We start from the raw sequence: 25429 nt of genomic DNA, 5'->3' as shown, positions 1-25429 counted from the left end.
GTGAAAAATACTGAAATAGTAGTGCAAGGTGCACGTTCAAATAACCTGAAAAACATAAATGTAACCATCCCGCGCGATAAGCTTGTTGTCATAACAGGTTTATCGGGATCGGGAAAATCTTCGCTTGCTTTCGATACAATCTACGCAGAAGGACAACGCCGCTACGTTGAATCCCTCTCTGCTTATGCCCGACAATTTCTTGGTCAGATGGATAAACCAGATGTTGATTCCATTGAAGGATTATCTCCCGCTATTTCAATCGACCAAAAAACGACGAGCAAAAACCCTCGTTCCACTGTAGGGACTGTCACGGAAATATACGACTATTTACGTTTATTATTCGCACGAGTCGGTAAACCGATTTGTCCTAATCATAGGATTGAAATTGCATCGCAAACCATTGAACAAATGGTCGATCGTTTATTGGAATATCCCGAAAGAACGAAAATGCAATTGCTCGCACCAGTAGTTTCCGGGCGTAAGGGAGCACACGTCAAACTGCTTGAAGACTTGAAGAAGCAAGGGTATGTGCGCGTCCGTATAGATGGTGAGATGCAGGATTTGGACGATTCCATTGAGTTGGATAAAAATAAAAAACATAATATTGAAGTAGTTATAGACCGGGTTGTACTGAAAGATGGGATTTCTTCGAGATTATTCGAATCCCTTGAGGCTGCTTGTAATTTAGCGGATGGAAAGGTCCTAGTGGATGTCATGGAGCATGAGGAACTATTATTCAGTGAACATCATGCTTGTCCGCTATGTGGATTTTCAATAGGTGAACTGGAGCCGCGCATGTTTTCTTTCAACAGTCCTTTTGGAGCTTGCCCGTCATGTGATGGACTTGGTTCAAAACAAGAAGTCGACTTGGACTTGTTGATACCGGACTGGGAGAAAACGCTGGAGGAACATGCAATTGCTGCATGGGAACCGACAAGCTCACAATACTATCCACAGTTATTAAAAGCAGTTTGTACCCATTATGGAATCGCAATGGATGTGCCGGTATCACAGTTGCCAACGAGCCAGATGGATAAAATTTTATATGGATCGGGCAGCGAAAGAATCCATTTTTATTATGAAAATGAATATGGCAGTGTTCATAACAAAGAAATTGAATTTGAAGGGGTCGTTGGCAATATTGAGCGACGTTTCCGTGATTCTACTTCCGACTATGTCAGGGAGCAGATGCAAAAATATATGACCGAGCAAGCCTGCCCATCATGTAAAGGTTATCGTTTAAGACCTGAGACACTTGCAGTGAAAGTGGAAGGTTTACATATTGCAGAAGCAACCCAGCATTCAGTAGGTGATATGTATAACTTCTTCTCCAATCTGACACTTTCGGAAAAAGATATGCAGATAGCGAAACTAATCATTCGTGAAATAACCGAAAGACTGAGCTTTTTGATTAATGTGGGACTAGACTATTTAACCCTCTCCCGCTCTGCAGGAACATTATCAGGTGGAGAGGCGCAAAGGATCCGACTAGCGACACAAATTGGTTCGCGTTTATCTGGCGTGCTCTATATTCTGGATGAACCATCCATTGGATTGCACCAAAGGGATAATGACCGTCTAGTAGCGACAATGCAAGATATGCGCGATCTAGGAAACACGTTGATTGTAGTGGAGCATGACGAAGATACAATGATGGCCGCGGATTATTTAATAGACGTGGGACCAGGGGCCGGTGTTCATGGCGGGGAGATTGTGGCTGCAGGAACGCCGGAAGAAGTCATGAACAATCCTGCTTCGATTACTGGACAATATTTAAGCGGAAAAAAATTCATCCCACTTCCGATTGAACGCCGAAAACCTGATGGTCGCAAAATCACAATTAAAGGCGCGACGGAAAACAATTTAAAAAATGTGAAAGTGGATATCCCATTGGGGCAATTTGTCGCGGTAACAGGAGTATCCGGATCAGGAAAATCCACTCTGATCAATGAGATTCTATATAAAGCACTTGCCCACAAGTTAAATCGTGCACGTACCAAGCCTGGTGCGCATAAGGAGATTACAGGCATCGAGCACTTGGAAAAGGTCATTGATATCGACCAATCTCCAATCGGCCGAACGCCTCGATCCAATCCAGCAACCTATACAGGTGTATTTGATGACATCCGCGACCTTTTCGCTTCGACAAATGAAGCGAAAGTCCGCGGTTACAAAAAGGGACGTTTTAGCTTCAATGTCAAAGGCGGTCGTTGTGAAGCGTGTAGTGGGGACGGCATCATCCGGATCGAGATGCACTTCCTGCCCGACGTTTATGTCCCATGTGAAGTATGCCACGGAAAACGTTATAATCGTGAAACGCTGGAAGTGCGATATAAGGACAAAAATATAGCGGAGCTATTAGATATGACCATTGAAGATGCCGTCGTATTCTTTGAAAATGTCCCAAAAATCCAAAGGAAACTTCAAACAATTGTTGATGTGGGACTCGGATATATGAAATTGGGGCAACCGGCTACCACACTTTCTGGTGGGGAAGCACAGCGTGTAAAGTTGGCTTCTGAATTACATCGTCGTTCAACTGGGAAATCCATCTACATCCTGGATGAACCGACTACAGGTCTCCATGCCCATGATATTGCACGACTTCTGAAAGTGTTGCAGCGATTGGTGGAGAACGGAGATACGGTCCTAGTAATTGAACATAACCTGGACGTTATTAAAACAGCCGATTATTTGATCGACTTAGGTCCGGAAGGTGGAGAAAAGGGCGGAACGATTTTAGCCACGGGCACACCGGAAGATATTTCGTCCAACGAACAATCCTACACAGGGCGCTATTTAAAAACAGTGTTGGAACGCGATCGAAAACGAATGGACGCCCTACTGGCCGAAGCAACGAATAAATAATTCATCGGAATTAGTTAAGTAACATGAAATTCTTCTATGTTTAAATCGGGGCTGATGCGGGGGCACCGTTCATCATGCAAACTATTTTAATGCATGATGAATAAAAGTATCGTATTGAACTATCGATTTATAGGTAGAAATTGAAACTTTTGGTCCTCCCTCAGCGTATAACTAAATATATAAATAGAGGGAGGCTTTTTTATCATGGAAAACGAACGCAAACGCATTTTAAAATTAGTTGAAAACGGAACCATCACAGCTGAAGAGGCAATTGTTTTACTTGAGTCGTTAACAAAAGAACAAATCTCCACTCCAACCACAATCGTACCTCTTGCAAAGAGCACTGAGGAAGAGGGGAAAACTGACAGTACGCATAAACAAACTTTTGATGAAGAAAAGAAATCCAAAACGGGCTTTGAAGACATCTTTGGCAAAGCATTTAATAATAAAGAAGCAAACAAAAAAATGGATGAATTTATGAATGATTTAAAACTGGACCTTTCTCAATTTAGTGAGCGGGTAATGGGATTGATGAATACGACCTTTACTAAAATCAAAGACTTTGATCTTGAATTTCCATTTGGTGAAAAGGTGCAGTTTGATAATACTTATTCCTTTGATGCAAATGAAGTGAAGGGGATTGAGGTTGAGATCCCAAATGGGAAAGTGGACCTTGTTAAATCGGATGGTGAACAATTACTAGTGGAAGCACAAGTAAAAACCTCGCTGATAGATCATGATGAGGAAAAAACGAGAGCGCAATTTGAAGAAAAATTTGTGAACTTAACGAATGAAAAATTGACAATCTCTGTTTCGCCAAAGATGTCCCAAGTTTCCTTGCGCCTACTCATTCCAGAAAAGTTATATGATCTTGTCCTAATTCGTCTACTAAATGGCGGCGTGACAATTCAAAACCTGGAATCTAAGCTCATTAAGGTGAAAACTTATAATGGCGCCGTAAAAGTGGATCATTCCTCCTTCCAGCATGCTAATATCGAAACTGGTAATGGGGCAATCGAGCTTCGCCATGTAAAAGGCGAAGATCTGGAAGCGGAAACGGTAAATGGACGCATCTATATTGATGGTGAGTTGCAAGAAGTCGAAGCCGAATCTGTAAACGGAGCAGTAGTCATTACTACGAACGCTAAAGATGCTCGAAAAGTAAAAGCACAAACTGTTGCAGGTGCAGTGGAACTGTATGTGCCGAAAACTCTATCGATTGATGGACAAGTGGCTACGAACTTCGGGAAAGCCGATGTAGGCTTGCCGGATGTTGAGACGAGAATGGAGGAAGATCAATTTTTCCTTAAAACCTATCGCTTCGATAAAATAATCGACAATGCCGATATTTTAAAAGTAAATGGTGAATCCCGAACTGGTACAATCATCGTTCGATACATTGCAGAATAATCTTGAAAACGAATCGCAAATGCGGTTCGTTTTTTTTGTGTATCTATTTTGGGAAAGCAACAATCCCGTTTATTTCAACTGGATTGAAGAATACATGTACACAATCTATTTGCAGAAATTTAGATAGTTAGACAAATATGATAAGAGTTTCTATTATCCAACCGTGGGTTAAGCTCTTATCTCATTCCTCTCAGGTTTCAAAAATAAATTATTGTAATTTAAAAGGAATATTTGTCTATTAATGGAATAATAGAAAGAGGGAAGAAAATTTTTAGTTCTATTATCATGGGAAATGTGGAAATTTGTCTAAAGCTAACCTTCGTAACTAGAAATATGAAATGAAAATGTAATAAAATCTGAGGGAATGAGTGCTATAATGGATGGTGAGTGAAAAAATCTAGTTAATAGAAACTTGAACTTAGGTGGTTTTAATTAATGATTCAAATGAATAATGTTGTGAAGAAATACCCAAATGGTGTTGTTGCAGCAAATGGGATTTCTATTGATATAAAAAAAGGTGAATTTGTTTATGTAGTTGGCCCTAGTGGTGCCGGTAAATCTACTTTTATAAAATTAATGTATCGTGAGGAGAAACCTACTTCTGGAGATGTCGTGATTGCGGGAATGAACTTATCGAATCTTAAAAATCGACAAGTGCCGCAACTAAGACGTCAACTAGGGGTAGTTTTTCAAGATTTCAAGCTGCTTCCCCGACTGAATGTGTATGAAAATGTCGCATTTGCTCTGGAAGTGATAGAGGAAAACCCGAAAGACATCCGCAAACGGGTGATGGAAGTATTGGATTTGGTAGGTTTGAAGCACAAAGTTCGCATGTTCCCAAATGAGCTTTCTGGTGGGGAACAACAACGTGTTTCCATTGCACGCTCAATTGTGAATATGCCTAAAGTGGTTATAGCGGACGAGCCTACAGGTAACCTGGATCCTGAAACTTCTTGGGAAATTATGAATATTTTCGAAGAGATCAACTCTCGTGGCACTACGATTGTAATGGCAACCCATAACCGTGAAATTGTCAACACAATCAGAAAACGTGTAATCGCCATCGAAGGCGGATTAATTGTACGAGATGTATACGGAGGTGACTACGGCTATGAAGGGTAGAACAATCCGACGACATTTTCGTGAAAGTATAAAGTCACTCGGCCGGAACGGTTGGATGACATTTGCGTCCATCAGTGCTGTAACGGTTACCCTGCTATTAGTGGGCGTCTTTACCATCATCATGATGAACTTGAACAAAGTTGCAGACGATATCGAAAAGGATGTCGAAGTCAAAGTATTGATCGAGATTATTGCAGACCCGGCGGAAGCGAAATCCGCAGAAGCGAAACTTATGAAGGATATAAAAAACTTACCGGGTGTTTCGGAGGTTGTCTATTCATCGAAAGAACAAGAGCTTGATTTATTGATTGAAAGCTATGGGGAAGATTTGAGTCTTTTCGAACAAAGCAACCCATTAAACAATGTCCTCTATGTAAAAGCGAAGGAACCCCAGCAAACGGTAAATGTCGCAAAGAAAATTGAGAAGTTTGATAATGTCAATGACGTAAAGTATGGAGAAGAGAAGGTTGGTAAACTATTCAGTTTCCTCAATACGAGTCGGAATGTTGGCCTCGTGCTAATTCTCGGCTTACTCTTTACAGCAATATTCTTAATTTCCAATACCATCCGTATTACAATCATTGCCCGTAAAGATGAGATTGAAATTATGAAACTAGTGGGTGCTACGAACTCTTTCGTTCGAATTCCATTTGTAATAGAAGGAATGTGGCTTGGGGTATTGGGATCAATCGTTCCAATGACCATCGTATCCATCGTCTATGTCAATATTTTCAAAGTCTTGCAACCAAAACTTAACGGTGAATTATTACAGATACTTGACGTAACACCGCTACTTTATCAAGTCAATGCATTGATCCTGGTTATGGGTATTTTAATCGGAGTATGGGGCAGCTTTATGTCGGTAAGAAAATTCTTAAAGGTATAAATATGCCCTTTGCGCGAAAAAAGTAGAATAAAAAAGTAGAATCCTGTGTAAGAAAGTGGAAAGGGGTCTTAACCTGTGAAAAGAAGTAAAAAGTCATTCCGGATTTTGATGAGTGCTGCTATCCTGGCGCTTGCTATCCAAGGACCAATTACATATGCTGCTAGTTTGTCAGATTTAAAAGATGAGAAATCTCAAGTAGAACAAAAAAAGAGTCAATTAAATGGTGAAATCAAGGAAAAAACTTCCGAGATTAATACAATAGAAGCAAAACAAAAGAAACTGTTGGACCAAATTACAAAACTAACGGATGAAATTACAAATACAAATAATGAAATCAGTGTAGTAAAGCAAGAGATAGAGGTCACTACAGGTGAAATCGAAACATTAAAAGCGGATATCATTGCACTTCAGGCGAAAATCGACCAACGTGATGAATTGCTTGCAGAACGTGCAAGAGCTCTTCAAGCAAATGGTTCTGTCAGTTTTCTGGATGTGTTGCTTGGCGCTAATAGTTTTGTAGATTTCATCGACCGCTATTCAGCAGTCAATACTTTGATGGATGCCGATCGTCAAATTATGAAAGAACAAAAAGAGGATCAGAACAAGCTTGAAGAACAAAAAGCTAGTTTGGAAAATAAGAAACAAGAACTAGAATCGAAAAAAGCAGAACTTGATAGTTTAAAAGCATCTCTTAATTCGCAAAAAAATGAAAAAGATAATCTAATAAAAGAACTAGAGGCGCAGCAAAAACAAATTGCTAGCGAAAAGAAAGTACTAGAGGAACAGTATGAAGAAGCTGTAGAAATCAGTGATGAAATTAATGCTCAAATCGCGGCAGAGCAAAAAAGACTTTTGGAAGTTGCTCGTCAACAAGAAGCGGCACGAAAAGCTGCGGCAGCAAATAACATGAACAGCAGTAGCCATGGCGGTGGCGGTTCGGCTCCAGCGGTTTCGGCTGGAAATTGGACAAAACCTGCGAATGGTCGTTATACAAGTCCATACGGAGCACGTGTCCATCCAATTTCGGGAAGTTATAAATTCCATTATGGAATCGATATTGCAAACAGCACAGGTACTCCTGTAGTAGCAGCGGCTGACGGAGTGGTTTCCTATGCAGGACGTCTTTCTACATACGGTAATGTGGTCATGGTGACACATTCAATTGATGGACAAATCTTCACTTCACTTTACGCTCATTTAAGCTCGATTCACGTAGGTGTAGGCACACAGGTATCAAAAGGCCAACAAATTGCCGGAATGGGAAGCACAGGGGCTTCAACAGGATCACACTTGCACTTTGAAATCCACGTTGGTACTTGGGTAAACCAAAGTGTAGGAAGTGTGAACCCACTAAATTATATTTCTCTATAGTAATCACAAAAGCAGGCTACGACAGAGCCTGCTCCAGAGTGTAGACAAAGTCGATAATCGACTTTGTCTACACTCTTTTTAGAGAAATACTAAAAAATAAATATCCCCAGACTGACTTGAAAACGCTTGTCAGACAAGGCGGGAAGTCGAGCTAAGACACGAATAGAACATAACGCTCATGAGGGTACGAGTGAGAAGACCAACGCAGTATGCGAGCGTTTGTCAACAGTCTGAAGCAGGCTAAGACAGTAGCCTGCTTTTGCTATGTCCGTAAATACACAAATTATTTCTTAAAATTCTACATTTATGATATTCTGATGGAAGTTAAAAATGACAGGTTTACTTTAAACCATCTCTGTCTCTTTGAAAGTATTTTTTCTATCTTGGAGGGTGGGAAATGAAAAAGAAAGCAATAGGGCTTGGTGTAGTGATGGTGCTCGTAGTCATCATGCTGGGCAGTTACATAAAAAATCAGCTAGAAGCAAGTGAAGCTATTTCTGAACAAGCTGTTTCCTATGAAATGAACTTGGATCAGGTTGAAGGATTGGAAAAAGGGCAGATCGCACCAAACTTTACTTTGCAAACATTGACGGGTGAAACGTTTACTTTATCCGAGTTGAAAGGAAAAAAAGTCGTGCTGAATTTCTGGGCAAGTTGGTGCCCGCCATGCAAAAAAGAAATGCCACATCTTCAAAAGTATCACGATAAGTATGCTCAAGATGATAATGCGGTCATTGTCGGCGTCAATATGACCCACAGAGAAAGATCGATGGACCAAATAAAAACCGTACAGCAGTTTGTAGATAGTTTTGACCTGACATTCCCCATTCCGTTGATGGAGGAGGAGGGAGTCGACAAGCTCTACAATATTATAACCATTCCTTCCACTTTCATGATTGATACAAAAGGGCGCATTCAGCGCCAAATCATAGGTCCCCTTGATCAGGAAGCCTTAAGGGATCATGTAAAGGAACTGGATTAATTCGTACTCATCACGCGGATGGATGTTATCCATCCATAGACAATCTTTCATCATAAGCAGAATGTATATTAAAATATAAAAATCGGCATTTCCAGGTGTTATCCCTTTTTGTTTTTTCATAGAGTGAACGAGAGGGGGTAAACAATGAGGAAAAGTCGATTTTTTTTATTACTTGCAGCCGTTAGTATAATAATAGCGGGCTTTATCTTTTGGCAAAATTCCAAACCAAATGAGGTAGGTGGAAAAGATGTTAGTGATGTTGCCGTGATTGACCAAGCCTATTCCCTGATTACGGAAAAATCGGTCTATGGTACAAACGAAGCTACGCTAATCGAAGGCGCGATAAGGGGAATGGCCGGTGCGATAAAAGATCCATACAGCACGTATTATACGGAAAAGGAAGCGGCCTTGCATAGGCAATCCTTAGCCGGGCAACGTGTAGGGATTGGCATTGAGATTACTGAAAAAAATGGAAAATTCATTGTTGTCTCACCTGTAAAATCATCCCCAGCCGAAAAAGCCGGAATTCGACCTTATGATGAAATCGTACAAGTAGATGAAGAAAGGCTTGAGGGAAAAACAATTGGTGAGCTGATGCAAATGATTCAAGGGGAAGCTGGTCAAAAAGTGAATCTTGTTTTATACCGTCCAAGCACAGAACGTCATATTAAAGTGAGTGTGGAACGGGCAGAAATAAATAATGATACGGTCGCTTCAAAGGTGATGTCTGTTGATGATACGGATATTGGCTATGTCTCGATCTCCATGTTCGGGGAAAAGACCGCGGAAGAATGGGTGGAAAAGACAACAAAATTAATAGGGGAAGACGTTGAAGGCCTTATTGTCGATCTTCGTGATAATCCGGGCGGATATTTACATAGCGTCGCAGCTGTTGTAAGTAGCATTGAAAAGGATAATACCGTCTTTGCCTATATGCAAAACGGCAAAGGAGCAATGGAGCCATTAAAGACATCGAAACTTGAACTGGATGATTTTTATTTGGACAAAATGAAAAAGCTCCCAATTGTCATACTGCAAAATGAAGGAAGTGCATCCGCAAGCGAAGTAATGGCAGGGGCGGTTCAAAGCTGGGAACGAGCGTTGATTGTTGGTACAAAAAGCTTTGGCAAAGGTACTGTTCAAGAAACGTGGGGGCTTGATAATGGAGGGGAATTGAAATTATCGACAAATAAATGGCTGACTCCCCAAAGGGATTGGATTCATGGAAAAGGAATCCAGGCAGACATCGAAGCAGAACCACATCCTTTATTTTCCCTCGAGGTTATCCCATTGACTGGGGAGTATGCTGAAGGTGATTTCAAGGAAGAGGTAGCCTATACGCAAAAAGTATTAAGTGGACTAGGCTACAATATTACAAGAACAGATGGGTTCTATGATGAAGATACAGCTGAGGCGGTTGTGCTGTATCGTGAGAAGAATGAACTGAAAAAAGGGCGCCATATGGATGATGAGTTCTTTGCAAGTATCAGGGAGCAGGTTGCTTCCTATAAAGAAAATGCTGAAAATGATGCGCAATTAAACATGGGGATTAGTGTGATGATGAATCGTTTAAAAGGCGATATTTAACTTTCGATAATGAACACTACTTACCATAATGGAAATTTGCAAGAAAAATGTAATTTTACCCCGGAAATAGTTAGATTCTATCTACGCAATTGATTGTTCGTTTGATACAATGACATTAGTTATGTGTAAACGGGCGGTGGAAAAATGGTTACAGAAATTTTATTAGAGATTGCTAGAGCGATTGGACGATTCTTCATGAATCCAATCTTTTATATAGCAATTATTATGGCAATCTATTTAGGCTATCGTCGGGTCAAGAGGGAAAGGAAATATTTCCATATCCGTATTTTGTGGGGATGGTCGGAAACGATTGGCTTATTGAAAGAAGGATTACTCATTTCCCTATGTATATCGCTTCTTACACTCGGCTTTGGACTAACATTGCCGACACAATTTTTATATGTTGCGACGATGATAAGTTTCATAGCACTTATTGTTTACGTCTTTCATTTTCTTTCGCCCATTATCATCTTCTCATTAAGTTTATTGACACTTTTCTTATTTAATTATTTGGATGTGTCTTATAACTTGTTCGGCATCGAAATCGTTGGTGTGAAGATGAACGATGGCCTGGAAATAACTGTTGCAGTAATGGCAGGACTTTTGCTCGTTGCAGAAGGAATGTTGATACGCAAATACGGTGCCCAGTATGCGTCGCCAATTGTGGAAAACTCAAAAAGAGGGCTAAAAGCAGTAGCCTTTTTAAGTAAGAAAATTTGGGTGTTGCCGATTTTTGTTGTCATTCCGGGGAATGTCATCGATGCTTATTTCCCTTGGTGGCCGCAAATTTCGCTGGATTCTACACAGTTTTCCCTCGTACTGTTTCCAGTTATTATAGGTTTCCAGCAAATGAGCAGACATACGTTACCCGTTTATTTGCACCAGAAGCTAGGTCGAGCGGTCATTATATTAGGGGAAATCATCATTATTGGAGGCCTTGTAGCTTATTTTATTCCTATAGTAGGATTTGCTATGCTTATCGTAGGTTTAATTGCACGAATCGGCATCTCTATTCTTTACGTAACACGTGAACAGAAGGCTGTATATGCAGTATCCGCAAAATCAAGCGGCGTGATGATTGCAGGGGTACTGCCCAATTCACCCGCTGAAAAGATGGGTTTGAATGTTGGGGAAATTATAAGAAAAGTGAATGGTGTAGAGGTCCGCAGTGAACGCGAATTGTATGAAGCATTGCAAATCAATGCTGCTCATTGTCGCTTGGAAGTGCTCAATCATCAAAACGAAGTCCGATTAACCCAGCATGTTGTCTACAATGGCGATCACCACCGCATCGGGCTGTTAGTTGCGGAATAACGTCAAATATTCTAAAGAAGCGAAGACAATCAAACGTCTTCGCTTTTTCCCTTTTGTAAGGATATTCTTCCTATTAAATATAAATCCTGGTTTTGTGAAGTTATAGAGATGTCTAAGGGGCACCATGGTTGCGAAGTTCAGGCGTCCCACCCAGAACACCGGCGAGTTGCCTCTTCGATGTGTCTTATGTTTTGGCTCGGTAATGTATTCTAGTGTATTGATTACAAAGTAATGAGATGGAGCATTTTAAAAACTACAAGAAAAACCTCAAGACTGCCATCGTCATAACACCGACGATGACGGTTTTGGACAAGCTCTTTGTCCAGATGGCAACAATCAACGTCGGAATAAAGGCGATTAAGTTTAGCCAATCAAACGTAACAAACTTTCCCTCAGCGTGGTAAAGTGATTCGATCACAAGCGCACTAAGGATACAGACAGGTATGTAGGCCAGCCAACGCAGCACGACATCAGGTAATTGTAGGTTCCGCACTAAAATAAATGGCGTGACCCTCGGAATCCATGTGACAAGTGCGCAACCGAGCATCAACAATAGCATTTCCAATGAGATACTCATTTTTCTGTCGCCACCCCAATCGTGGCAACGATCATCGTTGCAATTAGTACTGCCAAATGTCCCGGCAAGAAATATAAAAGGACATACAATAAGATGGCCATTAAGGCAATCAGCTTTAAATAATGCATCAGTTTGCTTTTTCCGACACTGCTTAAGCTCAGTACAAGTAATGCACTAAACATTGCGAGAAGGGCAAAGTCCAGTCCCCAGTCCTCTGCATTGGGCAACCACTTGCCAACCACTCCTCCGATCGTACATGAAGCAATCCAAGCAAGATAAGCAGTCAGATTCAATCCATCCATCCAATTGCCGCCAAGTTGTTTGTCTTTCATCACCTTTGTGACGGCGACCCCAAATGTTTCATCGGTCAATAATGTTCCAAAGCCGATATTGCGCAATGATGAATAGCGTGTAAGGTGAGGGGCAACGGTCAATGACATGAGAAAGTGGCGCAAATTCACGATGAAAGTTGTGACGATGATCACTGAAAAAGGAGCCCCCGCTACATATAATCCGCAAAAAATAAATTGGGCAGATCCAGCGTAAACAAGCACGGACAAGAGAAAAATTTCAAGCACCGAAAGGTTGGAAGTGATGCCGATTACACCGAAGGCTACACCGATACTAATATAGCCGAGCAGGGTGGGGATACAGTCCTTGATTCCCTGTGCAAATGAATCATCGGTAATTGTTGACTCGTTAAAATTCAAGTGTGTACTCAATTTGGTTTAATCCTTTCTGAAAAAGAATCTCAATATTTCGTAATCTAATAAAATATTAACACTAATCAATGCTTCCATGTAAAGTAGACTAGCACTGAAAGAAATTTGGAACTAAATGCAACTTTTTGCGTTATTTATGTCAGATTGGTGATATTACTTTTAATATCCATTCTACTATAATAAAATCATATAAAAAATATCGAAAAAGCATTTGAATCGTTTTTTTCTGGGAATAGAAAGTTTAACAGGGTTATGGAACACATCAAATTTTCGGTTTAAATTTGGATATGGATGCAAAAGATAGTAACAATAAAAATTCGCAAGGGATACGAAGGTTTCTCGTTTTTCTAAAACACAAAAACAAAGGGCGTCATCAATTTATGTAGATTGAGGTGGTACATGTGAACGATTTTTTTACAGTTGAAAATATCGAAAATATTGCAGCACACTATCGGACACTTGGGCCGCTGATCGGTATTTTACTTCCATTCATAGAAGCCTTTCTTCCATTCATTCCCTTGGTAGTGATCGTAGTTGCGAATGCAAGCTCCTATGGATTATGGATTGGATTTTTATTGTCCTGGATTGGAACCGTGCTTGGCTCGTATGCTGTTTTCCTGCTTGTACGAAGGTTTGGCAAACATCGAAGGTTTCAAGTATTTATAAGGAAAGAAAAGGTGCAGAAGTTGATCAAATGGGTGGATATGCGCGGTTTAAGTCCCTTATTTATCTTACTATGCTTTCCTTTCACCCCATCAGTCCTTGTCAATATTGTAGCGGGTCTTTCAAATATTAAGAAAAAATACTATTTAATCGTTATCATGGCAGGGAAGTTTGTCATGATAGCTAGTATGAGTGTACTCGGATACGACTTGAAGGCGCTTTTAACCGACCCGGTAAAGTTGATTTTGGCGGGTGTGGGAATCTTCCTATTATGGATTGTTGGCAAGGCAATCGAAAAACATCTGAATAAAAAAGTTGAAAAAGACTTAAGGACACAAGCAGATAAGAAAAAGATGAAAATGTCCGTCAAGAAAGAGCGATTACTATAAATCGCTCTTTTTTCAGCAAAAAAGATCGATATGAGTTAATACTAAATATAATAGAATGATAAGTTGGCATCGGTTGTAAAAATTGTTATTGTTTCAGAGTGGTAGATAGTATAAAAACGAACGTATATTCTGATATAATAGAAGAAGTAATCATTCAAGGAAAGAGGGGGAACGTCATGTCGTTACGAGTGATCAGTGGACGAGCAGGTACAGGGAAATCCACTTACATTCACCAAGAGATCGTTGAAGAGTTAAAGGAACAACCTTTAGGCTCCCAGATTTATTTAATCGTTCCGGACCAAATGTCATACCAGGCGGAATATGTTCTGACAAATCATTATGATATAAAAGGAATTATTCGAGCGCAGGTCATGACGTTCAAGCGTTTAGCATGGCATATTTTGCAGGAAACCGGTGGTATTGCGAAGGAACAAATCGATAAAATCGGGTACCGAATGCTCATACGCCGGTTGCTTTCAGAGAATAAAGAACAGTTTTCATTATTCCGTCAAGCAGCGGATAAACGTGGGTTTACAAAAGAGATTGAGCAGCTTGTGAAGGAGTTTAGCCAATATAACATTGACAGTGAGACGCTAAATGAAGCCATCTCTAAATTAGAAGAAACATCAGCACCGCATACACTAATAGCCAAGGCTAAAGATTTGCAATTAATCTTGACGAAATTGGAAGACGTGCTGGGCGACCGTTTTGTCGATAGTGAGGGGTTTTACCCCATCCTTCTAGAGCAGCTCCATAATTCCCGGAAGATTAGGGAAGCACACATTTATATTGATGGATTCACTGCTTTTACCGTCAGGGAGTTTGAAATTGTAAAACAGTTGATGTCATTGGCAAAGAGAGTGACGATCGTACTACCGTTTGAGGACCCAAACGATATGTATGATGACCAAGCGGTATTTTACCGGCCGGCAATGGTGTACGATAAGCTGCTTCAGGAAGCGTATAAAGTACAAATGGAAGTTGAACCACGCATTCATCTGGAAACAAATCACCGCTTCCATAACCATGACTTGCAGCATATTGAAGAACAATTTCATCTATCGGTTGCAAAGCCCATTCATTCAAATGGCCATGTTCAAATATTGGAAGGTGTAAATCGAAGAGCGGAAATACATGCGATTGCCCGGGAAATATGTCGAATTGTCCAAGAGGAAGGAATGCGGTATCAGGATATCGGGATTATGTATCGTCAAGCAGAACTATACGATCCGTTGATTCAAACGATTTTTGCCCAATATGATATACCTTTTTTTACAAATGAGAAAAAGACCATGCTGCACCACCCATTGATTGAATTCAGTCGATCCATTCTGGAAGTGATGACGTCCAATTGGCAATACGAACCTGTTTTTAGAAGTGTAAAAACAGATTTGTTCTTTCCATTTAAAAGTGATTTGAAGACAATGAGAGAAAAAGCCGACCTTTTTGAAAACTTTGTCATTGCACAAGGGATTTATGGCTATCGATGGTTTGAGGATTCCAGATGGTTCTATAAAAAATACCGCGGTTTGGAATTTTACTCCAAAAGGCAAACCGATGAAGAAATCGAAATGCAGAAGTTGATTGATGAGATGAGAGAAATCATCAAAGCACCTTTGGAAAGACTTCAAGCGAGCCTAAGCAAGGCGGAAACAGGTCGGGAAATTGCTATAGCACTATATAGTTGTGTAGATGAGTTGAGAGTGTACGATAAATTGCAGGATTTAAAGTCGACCGAACTACAAGAGCATGACCTGCATGGGGCAACTGAACATGATCAAGCATGGAATCGATGGGTCAATGTCTTGGATCAATTTGCTCTTTTATTTGGTGATCAAAAATTGAGGCTTGAGGAAGCTGCGCAAATTTTGGATGAAGGCTTTGATACGCTGCATTTTTCAAAAATTCCTCCTTCGGTAGATGAAGTAACGGTTTCAACCGTTGAATTTGCCCATTTTGATAACAAGAAATCAGTATTTGTCATTGGTGTTAATGATGGCGTTTATCCAATGCGGATGGATTATGAAGGACTAATAACAGATGCTGAACGTGGGTGGTTTGCACAGATTGATACCGAGCTATCACCGACTTCGAAACATCGCCTGTTGCAAGAAGCATTATTAATTTACCGTGCTTTCTCTTCACCAACCGACAGACTGTACGTCACATTTTCTAGTTCGGATGAAGAAAGCAAAGCGTTGTTGCCTTCCCTTTATGTCAATCGGTTACATAAGCTGTTCGAGGTGGATGGAGTCAGAACATGTCCACACACAAGAGTTCTGAATGATCCGATTGAGGAGGTGGACCATGGTAAAGCACTTTCTTACTTACAGCATCCCAGAACTTCATTGGCATATCTAATGACGCAATTACGGCAGGCTGAATATTCCCAGCAGCTTGCTCCGGAGTGGATGGCGCTAAAAACATTCTACGAACAGGATAAAAATTGGAAGTATGCACTTCAAGCAGTCATGCGTCCATTGGTAAAGAAAAATGTGGCGGAAAAATTAACTCCCGAAGTTACAGAGAGTTTATACGGCACTGAGTTAACCTCCAGTGTTTCTCGTGTCGAGAAGTTTTATCGTTGCCCATTCTCCCACTTTACAACCTATGGCTTGAGGTTGGAGGAACGGGCAGTTTACCGGCTCGAAAACTTTGCGATGGGGGATTTATTCCACGAAGCATTGAAATGGATTACCCTCGAAACGGAACGATTGAACTTGCAGTGGAACCGGTTATCCAAAATTCAATGCAGCCAGCTTGCCCGGCAGGCTGTTGAGCATATCGTCCCTGTATTCTCGCACCAAATCTTATTAAGTAGTGCCCGTTACCGCTATATCCAGCGCAAATTAATACGGATTGTTGAGCGAACGATGATGGCACTATCCCAGCATGCGAAAAATTCCTTCTTTAAACCAGTAGCGATTGAAGCGGCATTTGGTCCAAATGAGAAGCTGCCGCCTTTGGAGATTGACTTATCGGGCGGGAAAAAAATGCATATCCAAGGCCGTATCGACCGGATCGATCGTGCGAAAATCGGAGAAAAATCCTATTTGCGTGTTATTGATTATAAGTCTTCGAGCCGTGATCTTGATCTTAATGAGGTCTATCACGGGATTTCGCTGCAACTATTGACTTACTTGGATGTGGCGGTGGAAAATTCGCAAATTTGGTTTGATGGGGATGTCGATCCTGCCGGCGTACTGTATGTACATGTCCATAACCCGATTTTAAAAATGGAGCAAGAAGTGGACGAGGCAACTCTGGAATTGGAACGTATGAGAAAGTACCGCATGAAGGGGCTGCTAACCGAAAATACAGAGTCCTTAATCGCAATGGATGAGGATCTAGAGATAGACGGAAAGTCGAAAATCGTGCCGGTGCAAATAAATAAAGATGGATCGGCATCAACGCATTTCTCCAGTATTGTCCAGCCAAGTGAAATGGGTCAAATTAAGCAATATGTTCGATATAAACATAGAGTTGCTGGAGAAGGTATTTTAAGCGGCGAAACCGGGATTCAACCATATCGGTTAAAAGGGCGGACAGCTTGCGATTTCTGCAGTTTCAAGTCCGTATGTCAATTCGACACAACCGACCATGAACAGTTCTATCATCAACTGCAGGCAGACAAACCGATTAACATTGTTTCGAAAATAAGAGAGGAGATGAAGGACAATGGGGCTGATAATTCCTGAGAAAGGACCTGATGTTACCTGGACGGACGAACAGTGGAAAGCCATTTGGGCCACTGGACAAGATACGCTCGTTTCGGCAGCTGCTGGTTCGGGTAAAACAGCAGTACTAATTAACCGAATGATTGAAAAAACCATTTCAAGCGAAAATCCAATCGATGTGGATGAGCTGCTTGTTGTGACCTTCACAAATGCATCGGCAGCTGAAATGCGCCATCGTATGGCGGAAGCTCTAGAAAAAGAGATTGCGAAAAATCCTAATAATCAGCATTTGCGGCGCCAGCTAAGCTTAGTAAATAAAGCCCAAATTTCCACCCTGCATTCATTTTGTTTAGCCATTGTTCGCCAATATGCCTACCTTATTGACATCGACCCTGGGTTTCGAATTGCCAATGAAGGAGAATCCGCTTTATTGCGGGATGATGTTTTAGCGGAAGTGTTGGAAGAAGCGTATGACCAAAAAGATGAAGAAAAGGTAAACGCGGTTTATCGTTTGGTGGATAGTTTTACTTCAGATCGAGACGATCAAGCCATCGAAACATTAATTGATAAATTGTATGACACATCAAGAGTACATCCGGAACCAACAAAATGGTTGAGATCTTTATCCCAGCAATATGACTTGCCCGACAATATCACAATTGATGAACTGGATTTTATAGAGCCCTTGAAAAATTCCATTAAGTTCAGTCTTGAGGAAGCACTTGCCCATATTGAAGAAGTACGCCAATATGCCTTGAAGCCGGATGGACCATATAATTATGGGGAAACAGCAAGGCTTGATACCGAATTACTAGAGGAAGCGAGAAGAATACTTTCGCATGGCACATGGCAGGAGGCATATGACTTCTTTAATGCTTTAAAATGGTCAACGTTGGCAAGGATGCCGAAGGATAGTTGCGATCCCGAACTTCAAAAGAAGGCGAAGAAGAAAAGGGATCAAGCAAAAGACGTGGTCAAACAACTAAAAGAATCTTTCTTCTTACGCAAACCGGAACGGCTATTGCAAGAAATCAGGCTCATGGCGCCCATTATCGACACATTGGTAGAGTTGACGGAAAGCTTCAGTGAGAAGTTTAAAGCCGCGAAGTTACAAAGAGGACTCGTGGACTTTTCAGACTTGGAGCATTATGCCCTCGATATATTGACGGTCGAAGAGGAAGGCGTACTCCGTCCATCCCCGGTTGCACTTGATTTTAAAGAAAAATTCAAAGAAGTATTGGTCGATGAATATCAAGATACGAATATGCTTCAGGAGACAATTTTACAGCTCGTTAAAAGTGGCACCGAAATCGACGGGAACATGTTCATGGTTGGTGATGTAAAACAATCAATTTACCGATTCCGGCTTGCCGAGCCTATGCTCTTTTTAAATAAGTACAACCAGTTCGACGAAGAGGCGGATACGAATGGCTTAAAAATTGATCTGAATGCAAATTTCCGAAGTCGGAAAGAAGTATTGCATGGAACGAATTTTGTCTTTGAACAAATTATGGGCAAGACAGTAGGGGAGATTCATTATGATGAAAAAGCGGGGCTGAAACCCGGTGCCCCTTATAATGATGTTGAGATGCCGATTGAACTAGCAATTCTTTATGAAGAACAAGAAGATTCCCAAGTAACGGAAGAAGCCGAAATGGAAACACCCATTGATGAAGAGATAAAGAAATCGCAAGCAGAAGCACGTTTTATTATTAAACGAATTCGCGAACTCATTGATGGTGGGGCAACTGTTTATGATGCGAAACAGAAGGACCCTTCAAAACGGATCAGACCGATGCGGTATAGCGATATTGTGATTTTGATGCGTTCCATGACATGGTCGAATGATTTGGTCGAAGAGTTTAAGTCTGCCGGCATTCCTTTATACGCAGAATCTTCGAAAGGATATTTTGAAGCACTGGAAGTCATGGTTATGCTGAATGTGTTAAAGATAATCGATAACCCTTACCAAGACATTCCTTTAGCTTCCGTCTTGAGAGCACCCTTTATCGGCTGTACTGAAAATGAATTGGCCAAAATCCGGCTTGCCGATCGAAAGGCGCCTTACTATGACGCCGTAAAACAATTTGTAGAAGAAGGGCATTCGGGATTGGATATTGACACTGCGGTGAAATTGCAAAGATTTTTAGCACAGCTTGATACTTGGAGAAATCTTGCCCGAAGAGGTTCCTTATCCGATTTAATTTGGAAGATTTATATCGATACGAATTACTATGAAATGGTCGGGGCAATGACGAATGGGAAACAACGTCAAGCCAATTTAAGAACATTGCATGACCGGGCCTTAATGTATGAAAAAACATCCTTTCGCGGGTTATTCCGATTTTTGCGCTTTATCGATCGGATACGCTCCCGTGGAGATGATCTCGGTGTTGCCAAATCAATCGGCGAGAAAGATGATGTGGTACGTCTCGTGACAATCCATTCATCCAAAGGACTTGAGTACCCTGTTGTCTTTGTTGCTGGATTGGGACGCAATTTTAACCAAATGGATTTTAGCAATCCTTATCTTTTTGACCAACAATTTGGACTAGCTGTAAAGGCAATCGACCCAGATGACCGAATCATGTATACATCACTGCCATTTCTGGCAATGAAAGAGAAGAAAACGCTCGAGTTAAAGGCTGAGGAAATGCGTGTGTTGTATGTAGCCATGACAAGGGCTAAAGAGAGATTGATCCTTGTGGGTTCAGTGAAAGATTGGGAAAAGGTTCGTTCGACTTGGTGCGAGGTGCAGCACCTGCCGACGGATGTCATGTTGCCGGAGTATTTACGGGCACGGGCTAAAAACTACTTGGATTGGATTGGGCCTGCCGTAGCCAGACATGAATCCTTTGTACCTTTCAGCGATGCAGAGTACCGTCCAATCGACCACCCAACTAAATGGGTAGTTACTCTAATATCAAACACATTCTTTATGAATACTTTGTACTCACAGGAGAATGATGTATTGGCTGAAGAGGAAGAACATGAGGTGGATGAAGGATTGTTAAGTAAACTGACGAACCGATTTACTTCACCTTATGCTTATAGAAATGCTGTGACGAAAAGCTCCAAAACGAGTGTTTCAGAGATTAAACGAATCGAAAACTTGCAGCGTGCAGAAGAAACCGAAACAAAGGTCATGAATTCAACGGTCACTTCAGCACAAAAACGGCCGCAGTTTTTACAAGCGAAAAAATTATCGGCGACGGAAATAGGTACCGTTGTTCATACAGTGATGCAGCATGCGCCGAAAGAGGGGTTTTCTACCATTGCAGAAGTCGGTGACTATTTAAATGTCCTCGTCGAAAGAGATTTGCTGACAGTAGATGAGATCCAAGTTGTGGACCCTCAAAAAGTAGTTCAATTCTTTTTTAGTAATATTGGACAGCGTTTTTCCCGGTCAAAGCAATTGCACCGAGAAATTCCTTTTACATTAAGTATTGTTGATGAAGAGGGGGATTCCCAAATCGTTCAAGGAATCCTCGATTGTTTATTCGAAGATGAGCAAGGGAAGTGGGTTTTACTTGATTATAAGACAGACAAAATTCTGCCTTCGTTCTCCGAAGAACCTTATTTAACAAATGAAATGAAAAAACGCTATGGTGTTCAATTAAGGAATTATAGTGAGGCAATTGAGACTATTTTACAAGTGAAAGTCGATGAAAAAGTGCTGTATCTTTACAATGCCGAAAAGGAAATCGTGCTGGAGTAACTTGTGAAGCTTATACAAAAACTTTCAAACTATCTAGAATGCTTGCCGACAAGGCCGGTTGGATTGAGGATACTAGAATCGAACCAAACGTTAATAAGTGGCAGTAAGTTACCCAACATAGGATAAAGCGGACTGTCAAAAATCTGGAGCCTATTAATTTACTAAAAATTAATGGGCTTTTTTTAAACAAAGGTTGGATAATCATGTAAAATAACTTTAGGTGAGTTTTAACTTGTGAAGAAAAGGAGAACGGATTGTGAATTTTCAACCTACGACTGTAAATGAGAGAGTAGATACTCTTGATATTTTGCGCGGATTTAGTTTACTGGGGATTTTGCTTGTGAATATGTTTGCGTTCTATTTGCCGATGCCCCATATTGATCTTGGCAGTTGGTTTACGGAAGCAAAAGATATTATCTGGCACCAAACGTTGGATATTTATGTTCAAAGCAGTTTTTATCCATTATTTTCAATGCTGTTTGGATACGGTCTCGCAATGCAATATATGAAAGCTGAACGAACTGGCATCAATTTTTACAAATTTGCGCCAAAGAGATTAGTCATATTATTTATTCTAGGCCTATTCCATGCCTTTTTCATTTGGTACGGGGATATTTTGACAATGTACGCATTTTGCGGTTTTTTCCTTATTTTGTTTCTGCGCTTCGGCAGTGGCTGGCTTTTGACTTTTGGCGTTGTTATCAATGGCTTCATGCAGCTATTCTTCATTGGGATATTCTTATTGGCAGGTTTGGCCAACGTGGAAGTTGAAGAACTGTCCGTCGATATCGCAATGATTAACAATGCGATTACCGCCTATGGCATCGGGAGCTGGACGGATGCTTTCCTTCAAAGACTCGATGATTTATCGGTACAAATGCACATCAGCATGTGGATTACCTCGCTAATGACCATTTTGCCTTATATGCTGATTGGGGCAGCTTTTGCAAAATGGCGTCTGATTGAGAGAGGGAAAGAGTTGAAGGTCCTATGGATACCATTGACAATCGTATGCTTAGCTTTAGGTCTTTTCATTAAGAATGCCCCATATTTATTTACTCGTACCTATTTGCTGGACTATTTGAAGGTGTATGTGGGGGGGCCGATTCTTTCAATCGGTTATATTGGGTTGATCGTATGCCTTTGCATGATTCCGGTATTGCCAAAGCTTCTTAAGCCATTGGCAAAAGCGGGGCGCATGTCCCTTACTCTATATCTTTTGCAATCGATTATTTGTTCACTGCTATTTTATAACTTTGGATTCGGTTTATATGGTAAAGTCGATGTTCAAATGGGAACATTTATAGCCATTGGGATATTTATCATCCAGGTCATCTTAGCGGAGCTATGGTTCATCAAGTTTAGACAGGGACCTTTGGAGTTGGCAGTTAAGAAGTTAATCTATAAGTAACGTTTTATAGACCGATTTTCCTGCCGATTGACCTAGAGAATTCAACAGTTCTTATTAGTGATTATTTATGAATTGTCCAAAATTCTTGTCTGGGAAATGAGCAATTTCTGAAAATTTGGTGTATGATGGTACTAATCTAGCATTCAATCAAGAGAATTAAAGAATGTGGAGACAACAAAGGAAAAAAGAAGGAGCCATTATTTATGAAGATTTTATCGTTCAAATTAAATGGAGAAGTGAAATTCGGTCCGAAAGTTAAAAAAGAAGAAGCAGTTTGGGATGTGCTGGCAATACAAGAAGAGCTTGAAATTCTCCCTTCCTTTCCAACACAGATTATTGATGGAATTGCGCTAGGTTTTGACTTTGTTGAACAAATTCGTAAATTGGTTGAAGCAGCAAGTCAATCAGAACAAGTTGCAAAATTTAAGCATTCCTTTTCTGATATAGAATGGCTATCACCGATTCCTAGAACACCAAAAAATATTCTATGCATCGGCAAAAATTATAATGAACATGCAAAAGAGATGGGTGCACTAGAAGCTCCCCAAGATTTAGTTGTATTTACAAAATCACCGACTTCCATCGCGGCAGATGAACAGGTGCTGTCAATTCATGAAGGAAAAACCGATGCCTTGGATTACGAAGGTGAGTTGGCAATTGTAATCGGTAAAAAAGGGTCTGATATTCCAAAAAATCTTGCCTTTGATTATATTTTTGGCTATACAATCGCAAATGATTTAACTGCCCGTGATCTACAAGAGCGCCATAAACAATTTTTCCTAGGAAAAAGTTTAGATGGATCATGCCCACTTGGACCTTATATCGTTTCGAAAGATGAAATTACAGATCCGCAAAATCTAACAGTGGTGACAAAAGTCAACGGGGAAGTTCGTCAAAATGGTTCAACGAATGATATGGTCTTTTCAATCGAAGATCTCGTTTCAATTCTTTCTAAATACGTGACGCTGGAGCCGGGCGATGTAATTTTGACTGGTACACCGGCCGGGGTGGGTAAAGGAATGAATCCTCCAACTTTCTTAAAGGCGGGGGATGAAGTGAAGGTATCCATCCAGGGGATTGGGACACTTTCCAATCGTTTCGAGTAAACATTAATTTAGAAATGTCTAGTAAAGTGCCTTCTTACATCTTAAAAAATAGTAAATAATTGTACAATAAAGTAAATAAAGACTTTTATAATTGAACACGCAAACACCCCTATGGTAGGATATTGCTGACAAAGAAAAATAAGGTGGGAATCATATGGACTTTTTAACAGGCTCAACACATCTACACATTACCACTTGGGTAGTTGCATTGATACTATTTTTCGTGGCGGCCTTTGCATCAAAATCAAAAGGGATTCACATGGTATTGCGTTTGTTCTATATTTTAGTCATTATTACGGGTGGCGCGTTATTTATCGAAGCGATGGATTATGGACAAGGCATGCAGTATGGCATTAAATTCCTTTTGGGAATTATCGTCATTGGCATGATGGAAATGGTATTGGTCCGTCAAGCTAAAAACAAACCAACGACAATATTCTGGGTAATATTTGCCATTTCATTATTTGCAGTATTATTTATGGGATTCAAATTACAAATGGGCATCAATTTTCTAGCTTAATCAAAAGAGATCAATCGCAAAGCACCTGGTGCTTTGCGATTTTTTCGTGTTAAATCCTAGCAGTTTCTTGTTGGAAACGAGCGACTCTCTTCTTTTCGAGTGTTTCCGCACTCCTTACGAGCGGGCACCCTCTTTTTATGAGCCGTTTGTCTCCTTTTACGAGCGACTTTTTTCTTCTCGAGCGTTTCGGCACTCCTTACGAGCGGGCGCTCTCTCTTTATGAGCGGTTTCTCTCATTTTATGAGCGACTTTTTTCTTCTTGAGTGTTTCGGCACTCCTTACGAGCGGGCACCCTCTTTTTATGAGCGGTTTCTCTCATTTTATGAGCGACTTTTTCTTCTTGAGCGTTTCGGCACTCCTTACGAGCGGGCGCTCTCTTTTTATGAGCGGTTTCTCTCCTTTTACGAGCGACTTTCTTCTTTTCGAGTGTTTCCGCACTCCTTACGAGCGGTTTTTCTTCCTTTTCGAGCGGGCGCTCTCTCTTTATGAGCGGTTTCTCTCATTTTATGAGCGACTTTTTTCTTCTTGAGCGTTTCGGCACTCCTTACGAGCGGGCACCCTCTTTTTATGAGCGGTTTCTCTCCTTTTACGAGCGACTTTTTTCTTCTCGAGCGTTTCGGCACTCCTTACGAGCGGGCGCTCTCTCTTTATGAGCGGTTTCTCTCATTTTATGAGCGACTTTTTTCTTCTTGAGCGTTTCGGCACTCCTTACGAGCGGGCACCCTCTTTTTATGAGCGGTTTCTCTCCTTTTACGAGCGACTTTTTTCTTCTCGAGCGTTTCGGCACTCCTTACGAGCGGGCGCTCTCTCTTTATGAGCGGTTTCTCTCATTTTATGAGCGACTTTTTTCTTCTTGAGTGTTTCGGCACTCCTTACGAGCGGGCACCCTCTTTTTATGAGCGGTTTCTCTCATTTTATGAGCGACTTTTTCTTCTTGAGCGTTTCGGCACTCCTTACGAGCGGGCGCTCTCTTTTTATGAGCGGTTTCTCTCCTTTTACGAGCGACTTTCTTCTTTTCGAGTGTTTCCGCACTCCTTACGAGCGGTTTTTCTTCCTTTTCGAGCGGGCGCTCTCTCTTTATGAGCGGTTTCTCTCATTTTATGAGC

The 25429-nt window shown here is 41.0% G+C and carries 16 protein-coding genes; 14 read left to right on the top strand and 2 right to left on the bottom strand.

Going from position 1 to position 25429, the window contains the following annotated elements:
- From uvrA to CD33_RS05790, 8 genes are all read left to right on the top strand, one after another.
- Positions 1 to 2868 (top strand): excinuclease ABC subunit UvrA, encoded by a 2868-nt coding sequence (gene uvrA, locus CD33_RS05825; protein ID WP_036198985.1) that lies wholly within the window; start codon positions 1 to 3, stop codon positions 2866 to 2868.
- 204 nt (positions 2869 to 3072) lie between these two features.
- Positions 3073 to 4278: a DUF4097 family beta strand repeat-containing protein gene (locus tag CD33_RS05820; protein ID WP_036198984.1), complete on the top strand. Its 1206-nt coding sequence runs from the start codon at positions 3073 to 3075 to the stop codon at positions 4276 to 4278.
- A 435-nt stretch (positions 4279 to 4713) separates the two neighbouring features.
- Positions 4714 to 5400, top strand: a complete 687-nt coding sequence (gene ftsE, locus CD33_RS05815) for a cell division ATP-binding protein FtsE (protein ID WP_036198982.1) — start codon at positions 4714 to 4716, stop codon at positions 5398 to 5400.
- Positions 5390 to 6286: a permease-like cell division protein FtsX gene (gene ftsX, locus CD33_RS05810; RefSeq protein WP_036198980.1), complete on the top strand. Its 897-nt coding sequence runs from the start codon at positions 5390 to 5392 to the stop codon at positions 6284 to 6286. Before ftsE ends, ftsX begins: the two co-directional genes overlap by 11 nt.
- Before the next feature lie 75 nt (positions 6287 to 6361).
- The gene (locus tag CD33_RS05805) at positions 6362 to 7657 is read left to right on the top strand and encodes a murein hydrolase activator EnvC family protein (protein ID WP_036198979.1); all 1296 of its coding nucleotides are present in this window, start codon (positions 6362 to 6364) and stop codon (positions 7655 to 7657) included.
- 397 nt (positions 7658 to 8054) lie between these two features.
- Positions 8055 to 8639, top strand: a complete 585-nt coding sequence (locus tag CD33_RS05800) for a peroxiredoxin family protein (protein WP_036198977.1) — start codon at positions 8055 to 8057, stop codon at positions 8637 to 8639.
- Between the two features lie 144 nt (positions 8640 to 8783).
- Entirely contained in the window at positions 8784 to 10226 is a 1443-nt protein-coding gene (locus CD33_RS05795) for a S41 family peptidase (protein ID WP_036198975.1), read from the top strand.
- Between the two features lie 144 nt (positions 10227 to 10370).
- Positions 10371 to 11540: a PDZ domain-containing protein gene (locus CD33_RS05790; protein ID WP_036198973.1), complete on the top strand. Its 1170-nt coding sequence runs from the start codon at positions 10371 to 10373 to the stop codon at positions 11538 to 11540.
- A gap of 253 nt (positions 11541 to 11793) precedes the next feature.
- Here CD33_RS05790 and CD33_RS05785 read toward each other — a convergent pair whose 3' ends face one another.
- The gene (locus tag CD33_RS05785) at positions 11794 to 12117 is read right to left on the bottom strand and encodes an AzlD domain-containing protein (RefSeq protein ID WP_036198972.1); all 324 of its coding nucleotides are present in this window, start codon (positions 12115 to 12117) and stop codon (positions 11794 to 11796) included.
- The gene (locus tag CD33_RS05780) at positions 12114 to 12839 is read right to left on the bottom strand and encodes an AzlC family ABC transporter permease (RefSeq protein WP_052130036.1); all 726 of its coding nucleotides are present in this window, start codon (positions 12837 to 12839) and stop codon (positions 12114 to 12116) included. The genes CD33_RS05785 and CD33_RS05780 overlap by 4 nt, the downstream gene beginning before the upstream one ends.
- A gap of 401 nt (positions 12840 to 13240) precedes the next feature.
- Here CD33_RS05780 and CD33_RS05775 point away from each other — a divergent pair, with 401 nt between their 5' ends.
- From CD33_RS05775 to CD33_RS05750, 6 genes are all read left to right on the top strand, one after another.
- Positions 13241 to 13891: a TVP38/TMEM64 family protein gene (locus tag CD33_RS05775; protein WP_036198970.1), complete on the top strand. Its 651-nt coding sequence runs from the start codon at positions 13241 to 13243 to the stop codon at positions 13889 to 13891.
- A gap of 176 nt (positions 13892 to 14067) precedes the next feature.
- Entirely contained in the window at positions 14068 to 17589 is a 3522-nt protein-coding gene (gene addB, locus CD33_RS05770) for a helicase-exonuclease AddAB subunit AddB (RefSeq protein WP_036198969.1), read from the top strand.
- Positions 17570 to 21286, top strand: a complete 3717-nt coding sequence (addA, locus tag CD33_RS05765) for a helicase-exonuclease AddAB subunit AddA (protein WP_036198967.1) — start codon at positions 17570 to 17572, stop codon at positions 21284 to 21286. The genes addB and addA overlap by 20 nt, the downstream gene beginning before the upstream one ends.
- A 256-nt stretch (positions 21287 to 21542) precedes the next feature.
- The gene (locus CD33_RS05760; RefSeq protein ID WP_036198965.1) at positions 21543 to 22697 is read left to right on the top strand and encodes a DUF418 domain-containing protein; all 1155 of its coding nucleotides are present in this window, start codon (positions 21543 to 21545) and stop codon (positions 22695 to 22697) included.
- A 203-nt stretch (positions 22698 to 22900) separates the two neighbouring features.
- A complete protein-coding gene (locus tag CD33_RS05755; protein WP_036198964.1) occupies positions 22901 to 23803 on the top strand; it encodes a fumarylacetoacetate hydrolase family protein in 903 nt (300 codons plus the stop codon).
- 154 nt (positions 23804 to 23957) lie between these two features.
- Complete coding sequence (locus CD33_RS05750) at positions 23958 to 24323, top strand: YisL family protein (RefSeq protein ID WP_036198962.1); 366 nt, start codon at positions 23958 to 23960, stop codon at positions 24321 to 24323.
- Positions 24324 to 25429 lie beyond the last annotated feature (1106 nt).

The sequence above is a fragment of the Ureibacillus sinduriensis BLB-1 = JCM 15800 genome (assembly GCF_000772955.1).
Lineage (GTDB): Bacteria > Bacillota > Bacilli > Bacillales_A > Planococcaceae > Ureibacillus > Ureibacillus sinduriensis.
This window is presented reverse-complemented; position numbering and strand designations above follow the sequence as displayed.

Bases quoted from the DNA above. Each gene is read 5' to 3' on its own strand.
- CD33_RS05755 (WP_036198964.1), top strand. From the start codon at position 22,901: ATGAAGATTTTATCGTTCAAATTAAATGGAGAAGTGAAATTCGGTCCG.
- ftsE (WP_036198982.1), top strand. From the start codon at position 4,714: ATGATTCAAATGAATAATGTTGTGAAGAAATACCCAAATGGTGTTGTT.
- CD33_RS05785 (WP_036198972.1), bottom strand. From the start codon at position 12,117: ATGAGTATCTCATTGGAAATGCTATTGTTGATGCTCGGTTGCGCACTT.
- CD33_RS05750 (WP_036198962.1), top strand. From the start codon at position 23,958: ATGGACTTTTTAACAGGCTCAACACATCTACACATTACCACTTGGGTA.
- addA (WP_036198967.1), top strand. From the start codon at position 17,570: ATGGGGCTGATAATTCCTGAGAAAGGACCTGATGTTACCTGGACGGAC.
- CD33_RS05790 (WP_036198973.1), top strand. From the start codon at position 10,371: ATGGTTACAGAAATTTTATTAGAGATTGCTAGAGCGATTGGACGATTC.
- addB (WP_036198969.1), top strand. From the start codon at position 14,068: ATGTCGTTACGAGTGATCAGTGGACGAGCAGGTACAGGGAAATCCACT.
- ftsX (WP_036198980.1), top strand. From the start codon at position 5,390: ATGAAGGGTAGAACAATCCGACGACATTTTCGTGAAAGTATAAAGTCA.
- CD33_RS05795 (WP_036198975.1), top strand. From the start codon at position 8,784: ATGAGGAAAAGTCGATTTTTTTTATTACTTGCAGCCGTTAGTATAATA.
- CD33_RS05820 (WP_036198984.1), top strand. From the start codon at position 3,073: ATGGAAAACGAACGCAAACGCATTTTAAAATTAGTTGAAAACGGAACC.
- CD33_RS05800 (WP_036198977.1), top strand. From the start codon at position 8,055: ATGAAAAAGAAAGCAATAGGGCTTGGTGTAGTGATGGTGCTCGTAGTC.